Genomic DNA, 14,294 nt, shown 5'->3' with positions numbered 1-14,294 from the left:
GCATGCGACTTGCGTTGTTTTTCCTGGCCGCGGTGCTGGCCGCCCCGGCCTGGGCGGCCCCCGGCTATTCGGTCTGGGGCGATTTCAAATACCAGCCGGGCTTCACCCACCTCGAGTACGTGAACCCCGATGCGCCCAAGGGCGGCGAGCTGCGGCTCGTCGCGGGTTCGCGCATCTCCACGTTCGACAAGTACAACCCGTACACGCTGCGCGGCAACGCGCCGTCGTTCCTGGGCGACCTGTTGTTCGAGGGGCTGCTGTACGCACCTTACGACGAGAACGGCGTCGGCTACGGGCTGCTGGCGGAAGACGTCGCGGTGGCGCCCGACCTGATGTCGGTGACCTTCCGGCTGCGGCCGGAGGCGCGGTTCCACAACGGCGACCCGGTGCGCGCCAGCGACGTGAAGTCCAGCTACGAGACGCTGGTGTCCAAGTACGCGCATCCCTCTTACGCGACGCTGTACGCCGACGTGGAGTCCTGCGAGGTCCTCGACGAGCGCACGGTGCGTTTCCGCTTCAAGAAGAAGGACCGCCAGCTGCCGCTGACCGTCGGCGGCATGCCCATCTTCTCGCCCAAGTGGGGCATGGAGAACGGCAAGGCCAAGCCGTTCGACCAGGTGGTCATGGACACGCCGATCGGCACGGGTGCGTACAAGGTCGGCCCGGTGCGCTTCGGCAAGGACGTCACCTACGTGCGCGACCCCGACTACTGGGGCCGCAACCTGCCGGTGCGGCGCGGCATGAACAACTTCGACCAGATCACGGTCAAGATCTACCGCGACAACACCGCCCAGCTCGAAGCGCTCAAGGCCGGCGAGTTCGACCTGATGCAGTTCTTCTCGGTGCGCGACTGGACCCGTGGGCTGAACGGCAAGCGCATCGACAGCGGCGAGCTGGAAAAGACCGACTTCAGGCACAAGCTGCCCGACGGCTTCTACAGCTACGTGCTGAACCTGCGGCTGCCCAAGTTCGCCGACCGCCGCGTGCGCATGGCGCTCGAGCTCGCGATGGACTACGAGTGGATGAACGTCCACCTGTTCCGCGGCCAGTACAAGCGCGTCAAGGGCGTGTTCGGCAACACCGACTGCGAGGCCAATGGCCTGCCGTCCGCCCGTGAAGTCGCGCTGCTGGAACCGTTCCGCGCCAACCTGCCCGCGGACGTCTTCGGCCCGATGGCCGTGCCGCCGCGCACCGACAACCCGGGCGGCCTGCGAGGCAACATGCGCAAGGCGCAGCAGCTGCTGGCCGACGCGGGCTGGACCTTCCGCGACGGCGCGCTGCGCAACGCCAAGGGCGAGCCGTTCACGATCGAGTTCATCGACAGCACCGAAGCGCGAGGCGCGACCACCACCGCCGCCTGGCGCCGGGCGCTGGGCCTGCTGGGCATCGACTTCCAGCTGCGCGAGATCGACTTCGCGCTCTGGCAGCAGCGCCTGGAATCGAACAACTTCGAGATGCTGTCCATCTCGTTCCCGGGCACGCACTTCCCCGGCTCCGACTACGCCGACCTGTTCGGCAGCAAGGCGGCCGACGTCCCTGGCTCGGGCAATTACTCCGGCATCAAGAATCCCGCGATCGACGCCCTGGTCGCCGGGCTCGCCAACGCGGACAACCGCGAGGACTTCACCGCGACCTGCCGCGCGCTGGACCGCGTGATCGCGCACGAGCACTACCTGATCCCGGCGTGGACCGCGAGCACGCGGCGCATCGCCTGGAGCAAGTGGAAGCTGGAGCACCCGAAGGTCATCCCCGCGTACCCGCCCGAAGGCGTGCCGTACATGGACTGGTTCCTGACCACGTGGTGGGCCCGCCTGCCGCCCAAGACTTCTCCCTGAGGCCCCCATGTTCGCGTACATCGTCAAGCGCATCCTGTTGATGCTGCCCACGCTCCTGGGCGTGCTGTTCCTCACCTTCGTGGTGATCCAGTTCGTCCCCGGCGGGCCGGTGGAGCAATACATCGCCGAGGCACGCCGCGCCGGCGGCGGCGGCGACACCTCCGCGTACCGGGGCGGGCAGGGCGTCGACCCGCGCCGCATCGAGCAGATCAAGAAGCTGTACGGCTTCGACAAGCCGCCGTCGGAGCGTTTCGTGAAGATGCTGGGGGACTACGCCCGCTTCGACCTGGGCCGCAGCTTCATGCAGAACAAGCCGGTCGCCCAGCTGATCGTCGAGAAGCTGCCGGTGTCCATCAGCCTCGGCCTGTGGACATTCCTCATCAGCTACCTGGTGGCCGTCCCGCTGGGGGTGGCCAAGGCGGTGCGGGCGGGCACGCGGTTCGACTTCGTCAGCACCATCATCGTCCTCATCGGCTATGCGATTCCCGGCTTCGTGCTCGGCGTCGCGCTGCTGGTGGTGTTCGGCGGCCAGCTGCAGTGGTTCCCCTTGCGCGGGCTGACGTCGGCCAACTGGGACGAGCTGTCGTGGGGCGCGCGCATCGTCGACTACCTGTGGCACATCACGCTGCCGGTGACGGCGATGGTGCTCGGCAGCTTCGCCGTCACGACGATGCTGACCAAGAACTCCTTCCTCGAGGAGATCCGCAAGCAGTACGTCCTGACCGCGCGCGCCAAGGGCCTGTCCGAGCGGCGCGTGCTGTGGAAGCACGTGTTCCGCAACGCGCTGATTCCCATCGTCACCGGCTTCCCGGCCGCCTTCATCGGCGCCTTCTTCACCGGGGCGCTGCTGATCGAAACCCTGTTCTCGCTCGATGGCCTGGGCCTGCTCAGCTACGAGAGCATCATCCGCCGCGATTACCCGGTCGTCCTGGGCTCGCTTTACGTCTTCACCCTCATCAGCCTGGTCACCAAGCTGATCTCGGATCTGAGCTATGTCTGGGTCGATCCCCGTGTCAAGTTCGATTGAGCCCGTCGCGGCCCCCGTGCCGCCGGCGGCCGCCGTGCAGGCCTCGCAGAGCCCGGCGGCGCGCGCCTGGCGCCGCTTCCGCCGCAACCGCCTGGGCTTCGTCAGCCTCGTCGTGTTCGCCACGCTGGTGGCGGTGAGCCTGTTCGCGGAACTGTTCTCCAACGACCGGCCGATCGTCGTGCGCTACGAGGGCGGCTACTACTTCCCGCTGGTGCGCGACTACCCGGAGACGACCTTCGGGGGCGAGTTCCCGGGCGGCGTCGACTACCAGGACCCCGCGATCCGCGCGCGCCTGACCAGCGGCGGCAACTGGGCGATCTACACGCTCAACCCGTACGGCTCGAAGACGATGGCGTACTGGACGCCGACGCCGTTCCCCAGCCCGCCTTCGTCGCGCAACTGGCTGGGCACCGACGAGCGCGGCCGCGACATGGTGGCGCAATTGCTGTACGGGTTCCGGCTCAGCGTGCTCTTCGGGCTGGCGCTCACGGCCATCGGCGTCCTGATCGGCGTCGTCACCGGCGCCATCCAGGGCTACTTCGCGGGCAAGACCGACCTGGCGTTCCAGCGCTTCATCGAGATCTGGTCCTCGATGCCGGAGCTGTACCTGCTGATCATCTTCAGCGCGGTGTTCGCGCCGAGCGTCGCGCTGCTGGTCGTGCTGCTGAGCCTGTTCGGCTGGAACGTGCTGTCCGACTACGTGCGCGCCGAATTCCTGCGCAACCGGCAGATGGACTACGTCAAGGCGGCCCGCGCGCTGGGCGTGGGCAACGGCCGGATCATGTGGCGGCACATCATGCCGAACTCGATGACGCCGGTCGTCACGTTCCTGCCGTTCCGCATGAGTGCGGCCATCCTCGCGCTCACGTCGCTCGACTTCCTCGGCCTGGGCGTGCCGCCCGGGACGCCGTCGCTGGGCGAACTCCTCAGCCAGGGGAAGATCAACATCGACGCCTGGTGGATCTCGCTCTCCACCTTCGGCGTCCTGGTGCTGACGCTGCTGCTGCTCACGTTCATGGGCGACGCGCTGCGCGACGCGCTCGATCCCCGAAAGGCCGACCGATGACCCCGCTGGTGCAAGTGCGCGACATGCGCGTCGCGTTCGAGGGGCGCGAGGTCGTCCATGGCGTGAATTTCCACATCGACCCGGGCGAGAAATTGGCGCTGGTGGGCGAGTCCGGCTCGGGCAAGACCGTGACGGCCCTGTCGCTGCTCGGGCTGGCGCTGAACGCCGAAGTCGGCGGATCCGCGCTGCTCGCCGGCGAGAAGCCGGACGCCGCGCCGACCGACCTGCTGAAGCTGTCCGAGCGGCAGCTGCTTCGCGTCCGCGGCGACGACATCGCCATGATCTTCCAGGAGCCGATGACGGCCCTGAACCCGCTGTACACGGTGGGCAACCAGGTCGCAGAAGTCCTGGAGGTGAAGCAGGGCCTGTCCAAGCGCCAGGCCTGGGACGGTGCCATCGAGGCGCTCGCGGCCACCGGCATCCCGGAACCCGCGCGCCGCGCAACGGCGTTCCCGCACCAGCTGTCCGGCGGCCAGCGCCAGCGCGCCATGATCGCCATGGCGCTGGCCGCGCGGCCGCGCCTGCTGCTGGCCGACGAGCCCACAACGGCTCTCGACGTGACGTTGCGTGGCCAGATCCTCGGCCTGCTCGCCGACCTGCAGCGCCAGACCGGCATGGCCATCCTGCTGATCACGCACGACCTGAACATGGTGCGGCGCTTCGCCGACCGGGTCGCGGTGATGGAGCACGGGCACCTCGTCGAGGAAGGCACGGTGCAGCAGGTCTTCGAGCAGCCGCAACACCCGTACACGCGCAAGCTGATGGACAGCCGTCCGACGCGCGGAGTCACCGAGCCGGACACCGCGGCGGCGCCCGTCATGGCGGCCAAGGGACTGCAGGTCAGCTATCCCGTCGCGCTGCCCGGCATGCGCGGCTGGTTCCGCCGCGGCGCGTTCACCGCCGTGCGCAGTGCCGATTTCGCGATCCGTCCGCGGCAGACGCTGGGCGTCGTGGGCGAATCCGGCTCGGGCAAGTCCACGCTGGCCATGGCCGCGCTGGGCCTGCTCAAGCACGGCGGAGACCTCGACGTGGTCGGCCAGAAATGGGGCCCGAAGGCCGCCGCCAACCAGGGCATCCGCCGCCAGGTGCAGGTCGTGTTCCAGGACCCGTTCTCGTCGCTCTCCCCGCGGATGACCGTGGAGGAGATCGTGGGCGAAGGCCTGCTGGTGCACGAGCCGCACCTGTCCGCCGACGAGCGCCGCACGCGCGTGCTCGCCGCGCTGGACGACGTCGGCATGCCCGAGTCGCAGTTCCCCGGCCTGCTGGGACGCTACCCGCACCAGTTCTCGGGCGGCCAGCGCCAGCGCCTCGCGATCGCGCGCGCGCTGATCGTGCAGCCGCGCCTGCTCGTGCTCGACGAACCCACCAGCGCGCTCGACGTCACGATCCAGAAGCAGGTGCTCAAGCTGCTGCAGCGCCTGCAGCGCGACAAGGACCTCGCGTACCTGCTGATCACGCACGACGTGGAAGTGGTGCGCGCGATGGCGCACGACGTGCTGGTGATGAAGAACGGCGAGGTGCTCGAGTCCGGCCCCGTCGAGCAGGTGCTGGGCCAGCCGTCGCACGACTACACGCGCGCGCTGGTGGCCGCGGCCGGCTGAGCCAGCCATGGCGTTGCGCGGCCGCACGACGGCGATCCCGCCGGAGGAGGTCGAGGTCACGGCCATGCGCGCGCAGGGCGCGGGCGGGCAGAACGTCAACAAGGTCTCCAGCGCCGTCCACCTGCGCTACGACGTGCGCGCCTCGTCGCTGTCCCACGACCACAAGGCGCGGCTGCTCGCCCTGCGCGACCATCGCATCACGCGGTCGGGCGTGGTGGTGATCAAGGCCCAGTCGCACCGCTCGCAGGACATGAACCGCACGGAGGCCTGGGACCGCCTGCAGGAACTGGTGGACAGCGTGGCCGAGCCACCGCACCTGCGCAAGGCGACGCGGCCGCCCGCATCGGCACGCCGGCAGAGGCTGGACGACAAGCGCCGCCGCTCGGCGACCAAGCTCATGCGCTCGGGCGGCGATCCCATGGCTTGAAGAGGCCCTGAAGCCTTGCACGGAAAGGCCGCGCACGGTACAATCTTTGCTTCTCGACCAAGACCGGGCGGACCTACCGCCCGTTTTTTTTGCCCGGCCGCCGAAGCGTGCCTGGCGCGAGCGGGGGCTCCCAGGAGCACGCCCTCCGGTCCGGTCGGATGCTGGATTGGAGACCGTGGCGCTGCAGGACCTTGCCGAACAGACCGTGACCGGATTGGGCTATGAGCTGGTGGAGATCGAACGCTCCGCCGGCGGCTTGCTGCGCGTGACGATCGACCTGCCCTGGACGCCGGGGCAGGAGCAGTACGTGAACGTCGAGGACTGCGAGAAGGTGAGCCGGCAGCTGCAGTTCGCGCTGGAAGTCGAAGGCATCGACTACAAGCGGCTGGAGGTGTCGTCGCCGGGCCTGGACCGGCCGCTGCGCACGGAGAAGGACTTCGAGCGGTTCGCCGGCGAAGTGGTGGACGTCACGCTGAAGGCCCCGGTGGGCGCGGCGGGCGCGGGCCAGGTGGCGGCCAACCGCAAGCGGTTCCGCGGCCAGCTGGTACGCGGCGAGGCCGGCTGGCAGGTGCAGTGGTCGAACGAGCCCGAGCCGAAGCCCGGGCAGCGCGTGAGCCGCAAGCGGCAGCCCGCGCCGATGCAGGTGCTGGGCTTCACGCTGGACGAAGTGAGGGAGGCGCGGTTGGCGCCGGTGGTGGATTTCAAGGGCCGCAGGCCCAGGCAGACAGGAGAGTCGTGACATGAATCGCGAATTGTTGATGCTGGTCGAGGCGATTTCGCGCGAGAAGAACGTCGAGCGGGACGTCGTGTTCGGCGCGGTGGAGTCCGCCCTGGCCCAGGCCACCAAGAAGCTGTACGAAGGCGAAGTCGACATCCGCGTGGCGATCGACCGCGACTCCGGCGACTACGAGACGTTCCGCCGCTGGCTGGTCGTGCCCGATGCGCAGGGCCTGCAGAACCCGGATGCCGAGGAACTGCTGATGGACGCCCGCGACCGCGTGAGCGACGTCGACGAAGGCGACTACATCGAGGAGCCGGTCGAGTCGCTGCCGATCGGCCGCATCGGCGCGATGGCCGCCAAGCAGGTGATCCTGCAGAAGATCCGCGACGCCGAGCGCGAGATGCTGCTGAACGACTTCATGTCGCGCGGCGACAAGATCTTCGTGGGCACCGTCAAGCGCATGGACAAGGGCGACATCATCGTCGAGAGCGGCCGCGTCGAAGGGCGCCTGCGCCGCGGCGAGATGATCCCCAAGGAGAACCTGCGCAACGGCGACCGAGTGCGGGCCATGATCATGGAGGTGGACCTGACGCTGCGCGGCGCGCCCATCATCCTGTCGCGCTCGGCGCCCGAATTCATGATCGAGCTGTTCCGCCAGGAAGTGCCCGAGATCGAGCAGGGCCTGCTGGAGATCAAGAGCTGCGCCCGCGACCCCGGCAGCCGCGCCAAGATCGCCGTGCTGTCGCACGACAAGCGCGTCGACCCGATCGGCACCTGCGTCGGCGTGCGCGGTTCGCGCGTCAACGCCGTGACCAACGAGCTGGCCGGCGAGCGCGTCGACATCGTCCTGTGGTCCGAGGACCCGGCCCAATTCGTGATCGGCGCCCTGGCGCCCGCCAACGTGTCCTCCATCGTCGTCGACGAGGAGAAGCATGCGATGGACGTGGTGGTCGACGAGGAGAACCTCGCCATCGCCATCGGCCGTGGCGGCCAGAACGTGCGCCTGGCTTCCGAGCTGACCGGCTGGAAGATCAACATCATGGACGCCAACGAGTCTGCGCAGAAGCAGGCCGAGGAGCAGGGCACGATCCGCTCGCTGTTCATGGAGAAGCTGGACGTCGACGAGGAGATCGCCGACATCCTGATCTCCGAGGGCTTCACCAGCCTCGAGGAAGTGGCCTACGTGCCGATCCAGGAGATGCTGGAGATCGAATCCTTCGACGAGGACACCGTCAACGAGCTGCGCGCCCGCGCCAAGGACGCCCTGCTGACGATGGAGATCGCGCGCGAGGAGAGCGTCGAGGAGGTGTCGCAGAACCTGCGCGACCTCGACGGCGTGTCGCCCGAGATGATTGCCAAGCTCGCCGAGAACGGCGTGAACACCCGCGACGACCTGGCTGACCTGGCCGTCGATGAATTGACCGAGATCACGGGCCAGTCCGAAGACGAAGCCCGAGCCCTGATCCTGAAGGCGCGCGAGCACTGGTTTGCCGGTGCGGCTGCCAGCGTGTCGTGATGGAGGGACCCAATACCTATGTCGAGTACCACCGTTGCCGAGTTCGCGAACGAACTCAAGAAATCCCCCGACACGCTGCTTGAGCAGCTGCGCAGCGCCGGCGTGGCCAAGTCCGCGCCGACCGATGCGCTGTCCGAGGGGGACAAGCAGAAGCTGCTGGGCTACCTGAAGGCCTCGCACGGCACCGCCTCGCCCGAGCGCAAGAAGATCACCCTGGTCAAGAAGTCGACCAGCGAGATCAAGCAGGCCGATGCGAGCGGCAAGGCCCGCACCATCCAGGTCGAGGTCCGCAAGAAGCGCACCTTCGTCAAGCGTGACGAAGGCGGCGACACGGCGGTCGTCGAGGCGCCCGAGCCCGAGGCCCGCGATGCCGCGCCGCACGTGGACGATGCCGAACTCGCCCGCCGCGAGGAAGAGGCGCGCCGCCAGGCCGAGCTGATCCGCCGCCAGGAGGAAGACCTGGCCGCCAAGCGCGCCGAGCGCGAGGAGCAGGAACGCCGCGAGCGCGAGGCCGAGGAGCGCGCCGCTGCCTACGCCGCCAACGAGCAAGCCAAGAAGCAGGCCGTGACGCAGGCGCAGGTCGACGCGAGTGCGGATGCAGCGGCTGCTGCCGCCGCGCGCGCCGCCGCCGCCGCCGAAGCCCGCGCTGCCGCGGACGCGGCGTCGAAGGCCCGCGCCGACGAGGAAGCCGCGCGCGCCAAGGACCTCGAGGACCGCCGCCGCAAGGCGCTGGCCGAGGCCGAGGCCATCCGCGCCATGATGGCCGCGCCCAAGAAGGTGCTGGTCGCCAAGAAGCCCGAGGAACCCAAGCCCGTCGCCAAGCCCGGCGAAGCGCGCGTGGCCGCCAAGGGCACGCTGCACAAGCCCGCCATGCCGGCCCGCACGGGTCCGGGCGCGCCTGCCGCGCCTGGCGGCAACAAGGAAGTCAAGTCCGCCAAGCTGTCCTCCAGCTGGGCCGCGGACCCGTCCAAGAAGAAGCCGCTGCCGACGCGCGGCGACGCTTCCGGCGGCGTGGGCCGCAACAACTGGCGCGGGGGCCCGCGCGGCCGCCGCGGCAACGACCGCGACCATCGGGACGATTCGCGCAACCAGGAACCGCAGGAGCAGCGCGTCCTCGAGGTGCACGTGCCCGAGACCATCACGGTCGCCGAGCTCGCCCACAAGATGGCGATCAAGGCGTCCGAGGTGATCAAGACGCTGATGAAGATGGGCCAGATGGTCACCATCAACCAGCCGCTGGACCAGGACACCGCGATGATCATCGTGGAGGAGATGGGCCACAAGGCGGTCACCGCCGCGCTGGACGACCCGGAAGCCTTCACCGAGGAAGAGCAGTCGCAGGCCAATGCCGAATCGATCGGGCGCGCCCCGGTCGTCACGGTCATGGGCCACGTCGACCACGGCAAGACCTCGCTGCTGGACTACATCCGCCGCGCCAAGGTCGCCGCGGGCGAAGCCGGCGGCATCACGCAGCACATCGGCGCCTACCACGTCGACACGCCGCGCGGCACGATCACGTTCCTGGACACCCCGGGTCACGAGGCGTTCACCGCCATGCGTGCCCGCGGAGCGCAGGCGACGGACATCGTGATCCTGGTCGTCGCCGCCGACGACGGTGTCATGCCGCAGACGCGCGAGGCGATCAAGCACGCCAAGGCCGCCAAGGTGCCGGTCGTGGTGGCCGTGAACAAGATCGACAAGCCGGGTGCGAACCCGGACCGCGTCAAGCAGGAACTCGTGACCGAGGAAGTCGTTCCCGAGGAATACGGCGGCGATTCGCCGTTCGTCAACGTCTCCGCCCTGACCGGCGAAGGCATCGACAACCTGCTCGAGCAGGTGCTGCTGCAGGCCGAAGTGCTGGAACTGAAGGCGCCGGTGGATGCCGCCGCCAAGGGCCTGGTCGTCGAGGCGCAGCTGGACAAGGGCCGCGGCCCGGTGGCCACGGTGCTGGTCCAGTCGGGCACGCTGAAGGTGGGCGACGTCGTGCTGGCCGGCCAGACCTTCGGCCGCGTCCGCGCGATGCTGGACGAGGACGGCCGCACCATCAAGTCGGCCGGCCCGTCGATCCCGGTGGAGATCCAGGGCCTGACCGAAGTGCCGCAGGCCGGCGACGAGTTCATGGTGCTGAGCGACGAGCGCCGGGCGCGCGAGATCGCGACCTACCGCGCGGGCAAGTTCCGCAACACCAAGCTCGCCAAGCAGCAGGCCGCGAAGCTGGAGAACATGTTCACCGAGATGACCGCCGGCGAGGTGAAGAGCCTGCCGATCATCATCAAGGCGGACGTGCAGGGCTCGCAGGAAGCGCTGGCGCAGTCGCTGGCCAAGCTGTCGACCGAGGAGATCAAGGTCCAGCTGGTGTTCGCCGGTGTCGGCGGCATCAGCGAGTCCGACGTCAACCTGGCGATCGCGTCCAAGGCCGTGATCATCGGCTTCAACACGCGGGCCGATTCCGGCGCGCGCAAGACGGCCGAAGGCAACGGCATCGACATCCGCTACTACAACATCATCTACGACGCCGTGGACGACGTGAAGGCGGCGATGTCGGGGATGCTGGCGCCGGAGAAGCGCGAAGAGGTCATCGGCGGCGCCGAGATCCGCACCGTGTTCGTGGCGTCGAAGATCGGCACCGTGGCCGGCTGCTACGTCACCTCGGGCATCGTCACGCGGGCGGCGCACTTCCGCCTGCTGCGCGACAACGTGGTGATCTACACCGGCGAGCTGGAGTCGTTGAAGCGGATGAAGGACGACGTGCGCGAAGTCAAGGAAGGCTTCGAGTGCGGCATCAAGCTGAAGAACTACAACGACATCAAGGAAGGCGACATGCTCGAGTTCTTCGAGATCAAGGAAGTCGCCCGGACGCTGTAAGCCGGACGGCCGGACGCAAGGGGCGCCAAGGTTGCGCGCCCCTTGCGTTCCCGGCCCCGTCCCGATTGCCATGCCCAAGAAGCAGACCAAACCCAACCGCGGCCACCAGATCGCCGACCAGATCCAGCGCGACCTGGCGGAGCTGGTGCGCGAGGTGAAGGACCCGCGCCTGGGCATGGTCACGCTCAGCGCGGTGGACGTCACGCCGGACTACGCCCACGCGAAGGTCTGGTTCAGCGTGCTCGTGGGCGACCCGCAGGAATGCGAGGATGCCCTCAACCACGCGGCCGGCTTCCTGCGCAGCGGCCTGTTCAAGCGACTGCACATCCACACGGTGCCGACGCTGCACTTCCACTTCGACCGTACGACCGAGCGCGCCGCCGACATGAACGCGCTCATCGCCCGCGCCGTCTCCTCCCGCGCCAAGGACGACTGAGCATGCACGCGCCACGCACGAGGGTGCAGCGGCGCCCCGTGCATGGGGTGCTGTTGCTGGACAAGCCGCGCGGCCTGTCGAGCAATGACGCCTTGCAGAAGGCCAAGTGGCTGCTGCGCGCCGAGAAGGCCGGCCACACCGGCACGCTCGACCCGCTGGCCACCGGCGTGCTGCCGCTGTGCTTCGGCGCCGCGACCAAGTTCAGCCAGCTGCACCTGGATGCCGACAAGACCTACGAAGCCGTCGCGGTGCTCGGCATCGAGACCAGCACCGGTGACGCCGAAGGCGCGGTGACGGCCGAGCGCCCGGCGCCGTCGCTGGGCGCGGAGGACATCGCCAAGCTGCAGCACCTGTTCACCGGCCGGCTGCGCCAGCTGCCGCCGATGCACAGCGCGCTGAAGAAGGACGGCAAGCCGCTGTACGAATACGCCCGGGCCGGCGAAGTGGTGGAGCGCGAGGAGCGCGACATCACCGTGCATGCCCTGGAACTCGCCAGCGTCGAGCATGAAGGCCGCCCCGCGCTGCGCATCCGCGCGCGCGTGAGCAAGGGCACCTACATCCGCACGCTGGGCGAGGACATCGGCCGCGCGATCGGCTGCGGCGCGCATCTCGCGTCGCTGCGCCGCGTGGCGACCGGTCCGTTCCACGTCGCCGAGTGCGTGGACCTCGAGAGCCTCCAGGCGATGACCGAACCGCAGCGCGAAGCCGCGCTGCTGATGCCCGAGGCGCTGCTCGGCGGGCACACCGCCATCACGCTGGCGGCCGACGAAGCCGGCCGCTTCCTGTCCGGCCTGCGCCGCCGTGGCCCCTGGCCCGACGCGCAGTCCGTCGCCGTCTTCGGCGCCGAACCGCCGGCCCTGCTGGGCACCGCCCACGTCAAGGCCGGCGAACTGATCCCGGGGCGTCTGCTGAGCCCCATCGAAATCCAGCAGATCCTGCAGTCGCGAACCGCGACCCACACAGAATGACCAAGCAAATCCGCAACATCGCCATCATCGCCCACGTCGACCACGGCAAGACCACCATGGTCGACCAGCTGCTGCGCCAGTCGGGCACCTTCGCCGAGCACGAGAAGGTCGTCGACACCGTGATGGACAACAACGCCATCGAGCGCGAGCGCGGCATCACCATCCTGGCCAAGAACTGCGCGGTGAGCTGGAAGGGCACCCACATCAACATCGTCGACACCCCCGGCCACGCCGATTTCGGCGGTGAAGTCGAGCGCGCACTGTCGATGGTCGACGGCGTGGTGCTGCTGATCGACGCCCAGGAAGGCCCGATGCCGCAGACGCGGTTCGTGACCAAGAAGGCGCTGGCGCTGGGCCTGCGCCCCATCCTGGTGGTCAACAAGGTCGACAAGCCGGGCGCCCGCCCGCAGCACGTCGTCAACGCCGCCTTCGACCTGTTCGACAAGCTCGGCGCCACGGACGAACAGCTGGACTTCCCGGTCGTGTACGCCTCCGGCATCAACGGCTGGAGCTCGCTGGAAGAGGGTGAAGCCGGCCAGCAGTGGGGCACCGACATGTCCGCGCTGTTCGACACGGTGCTGCAGCACGTGCCGGCGCACGAGGGCGACCCCGAAGCGCCGCTGCAGCTGCAGATCTCCGCGCTGGACTTCTCCACCTTCGTCGGCCGCATCGGCGTGGGCCGCGTCAACGCCGGCACGATCAAGCCGATGATGGACGTGGTGGTCATGGAAGGCCCGGACGGCAAGTCGATCAAGGGCCGCATCAACCAGGTGCTGACCTTCCAGGGCCTGGACCGCGTCCAGGTCACCGAAGCCGGCCCGGGCGACATCGTGCTGATCAACGGCATCGCCGACATCGGCATCGGCGTGACCATCACCGACCCGCTCGCCCCGGCGCCGCTGCCGATGCTCAAGGTCGACGAGCCGACGCTGACCATGAATTTCTGCGTCAACACCAGCCCGCTCGCCGGCCGCGAAGGCAAGTACGTCACCAGCCGCCAGATCTGGGACCGCCTGCAGAAGGAACTGCAGTCGAACGTGGCCCTGCGCGTCAAGGAGACCGACGAGGAGGGTGTGTTCGAGGTGATGGGCCGGGGTGAACTGCACCTGACCATCCTGCTGGAGAACATGCGCCGCGAGGGCTACGAGCTGGCCGTGTCCAAGCCGCGCGTGGTGCTCAAGACCGTCAATGGCGAGAAGCACGAGCCGATCGAGCTGGTGACGGTGGACATCGAGGAGCAGCACCAGGGCGGCGTGATGCAGGCGCTGGGCGAGCGCAAGGGCGAGCTGGTGAACATGGAGCCGGACGGCCGCGGCCGCGTGCGCCTGGAATACCGCATCCCCGCGCGCGGGCTGATCGGGTTCTCCAACGAGTTCCTGAACCTGACGCGCGGCTCGGGCCTGATCTCCAACATCTTCGACCGCTACGAGGCGTACAAGGGCGAGATCGGCGGCCGCAAGAACGGCGTGCTGATCTCGATGGACGACGGCGAGATCTTCACCTACGCGCTGGGCAAGCTGGACGACCGCGGCCGCATGTTCGTGCGCGCCAACGACCCGGTGTACGAGGGCATGATCGTCGGCATTCACAGCCGCGACAACGACCTGATCGTCAACGCCACCCGCACCAAGCAGCTGACCAACTTCCGCGTCAGCGGCAAGGAGGACGCGATCAAGATCACGCCGCCGATCGAGCTGACGCTGGAATACGGCGTCGAGTTCATCGAGGACGACGAGCTGGTGGAAATCACGCCCAAGTCGATCCGCCTGCGCAAGCGCTTCCTGAAGGAGCACGACCGCAAGCGCGCGTCGCGCGAGATGTCCGCGGCCTGA

Annotated in this window: 11 protein-coding genes; all 11 read left to right on the top strand. The window is 68.6% G+C overall.

Annotation, left to right across the window (positions count from 1 at the left end; all coding sequences use genetic code 11):
* Positions 1–2: 2 nt before the first annotated feature.
* The 11 genes from I8E28_RS12560 to typA all read left to right on the top strand — a co-directional run bounded on the left by I8E28_RS12560 (position 3) and on the right by typA (position 14,294).
* On the top strand, positions 3–1,835 hold the full coding sequence (locus I8E28_RS12560) for an extracellular solute-binding protein (RefSeq protein WP_200788394.1): 1,833 nt from the start codon (positions 3–5) through the stop codon (positions 1,833–1,835).
* Positions 1,836–1,842: 7 nt separating this feature from the next.
* Positions 1,843–2,862 (top strand): microcin C ABC transporter permease YejB, encoded by a 1,020-nt coding sequence (locus I8E28_RS12555; protein WP_200788393.1) that lies wholly within the window; start codon positions 1,843–1,845, stop codon positions 2,860–2,862.
* Positions 2,828–3,928, top strand: a complete 1,101-nt coding sequence (locus I8E28_RS12550) for an ABC transporter permease (RefSeq protein ID WP_200788392.1) — start codon at positions 2,828–2,830, stop codon at positions 3,926–3,928. The genes I8E28_RS12555 and I8E28_RS12550 overlap by 35 nt, the downstream gene beginning before the upstream one ends.
* Positions 3,925–5,529 carry an ABC transporter ATP-binding protein gene (locus tag I8E28_RS12545; RefSeq protein WP_200788391.1) on the top strand — a complete coding sequence of 535 codons (1,605 nt, stop codon included), beginning with the start codon at positions 3,925–3,927 and terminating at the stop codon, positions 5,527–5,529. The genes I8E28_RS12550 and I8E28_RS12545 overlap by 4 nt, the downstream gene beginning before the upstream one ends.
* 7 nt (positions 5,530–5,536) lie before the next feature.
* Positions 5,537–5,956 carry an alternative ribosome rescue aminoacyl-tRNA hydrolase ArfB gene (gene arfB, locus I8E28_RS12540; protein WP_200788390.1) on the top strand — a complete coding sequence of 140 codons (420 nt, stop codon included), beginning with the start codon at positions 5,537–5,539 and terminating at the stop codon, positions 5,954–5,956.
* A gap of 175 nt (positions 5,957–6,131) precedes the next feature.
* Entirely contained in the window at positions 6,132–6,695 is a 564-nt protein-coding gene (gene rimP / locus I8E28_RS12535; RefSeq protein ID WP_200788389.1) for a ribosome maturation factor RimP, read from the top strand.
* 1 nt (position 6,696) lies between these two features.
* A complete protein-coding gene (gene nusA / locus I8E28_RS12530) occupies positions 6,697–8,193 on the top strand; it encodes a transcription termination factor NusA (protein ID WP_200788388.1) in 1,497 nt (498 codons plus the stop codon).
* Positions 8,194–8,211: 18 nt separating this feature from the next.
* Complete coding sequence (gene infB, locus I8E28_RS12525; RefSeq protein ID WP_200788387.1) at positions 8,212–11,058, top strand: translation initiation factor IF-2; 2,847 nt, start codon at positions 8,212–8,214, stop codon at positions 11,056–11,058.
* 70 nt (positions 11,059–11,128) lie between these two features.
* Positions 11,129–11,494, top strand: coding sequence for a 30S ribosome-binding factor RbfA (gene rbfA, locus I8E28_RS12520; protein WP_200788386.1), 366 nt, complete (start codon positions 11,129–11,131; stop codon positions 11,492–11,494).
* 2 nt (positions 11,495–11,496) lie between these two features.
* Positions 11,497–12,462, top strand: a complete 966-nt coding sequence (gene truB / locus I8E28_RS12515) for a tRNA pseudouridine(55) synthase TruB (RefSeq protein WP_200788385.1) — start codon at positions 11,497–11,499, stop codon at positions 12,460–12,462.
* Positions 12,459–14,294 (top strand): translational GTPase TypA, encoded by a 1,836-nt coding sequence (gene typA / locus I8E28_RS12510; RefSeq protein WP_200788384.1) that lies wholly within the window; start codon positions 12,459–12,461, stop codon positions 14,292–14,294. Before truB ends, typA begins: the two co-directional genes overlap by 4 nt.

Origin of the sequence: Ramlibacter algicola (assembly GCF_016641735.1) — a bacterium.
Lineage (GTDB): Bacteria > Pseudomonadota > Gammaproteobacteria > Burkholderiales > Burkholderiaceae_C > Ramlibacter > Ramlibacter algicola.
This window is presented reverse-complemented; position numbering and strand designations above follow the sequence as displayed.

What these genes read in the sequence shown, in the direction of transcription:
- nusA (WP_200788388.1), top strand. Translation starts at nt 6,697, where the DNA reads ATGAATCGCGAATTGTTGATGCTGGTCGAGGCGATTTCGCGCGAGAAG.
- truB (WP_200788385.1), top strand. Translation starts at nt 11,497, where the DNA reads ATGCACGCGCCACGCACGAGGGTGCAGCGGCGCCCCGTGCATGGGGTG.
- arfB (WP_200788390.1), top strand. Translation starts at nt 5,537, where the DNA reads ATGGCGTTGCGCGGCCGCACGACGGCGATCCCGCCGGAGGAGGTCGAG.
- typA (WP_200788384.1), top strand. Translation starts at nt 12,459, where the DNA reads ATGACCAAGCAAATCCGCAACATCGCCATCATCGCCCACGTCGACCAC.
- I8E28_RS12545 (WP_200788391.1), top strand. Translation starts at nt 3,925, where the DNA reads ATGACCCCGCTGGTGCAAGTGCGCGACATGCGCGTCGCGTTCGAGGGG.
- I8E28_RS12550 (WP_200788392.1), top strand. Translation starts at nt 2,828, where the DNA reads ATGTCTGGGTCGATCCCCGTGTCAAGTTCGATTGAGCCCGTCGCGGCC.
- infB (WP_200788387.1), top strand. Translation starts at nt 8,212, where the DNA reads ATGTCGAGTACCACCGTTGCCGAGTTCGCGAACGAACTCAAGAAATCC.
- I8E28_RS12555 (WP_200788393.1), top strand. Translation starts at nt 1,843, where the DNA reads ATGTTCGCGTACATCGTCAAGCGCATCCTGTTGATGCTGCCCACGCTC.
- I8E28_RS12560 (WP_200788394.1), top strand. Translation starts at nt 3, where the DNA reads ATGCGACTTGCGTTGTTTTTCCTGGCCGCGGTGCTGGCCGCCCCGGCC.
- rbfA (WP_200788386.1), top strand. Translation starts at nt 11,129, where the DNA reads ATGCCCAAGAAGCAGACCAAACCCAACCGCGGCCACCAGATCGCCGAC.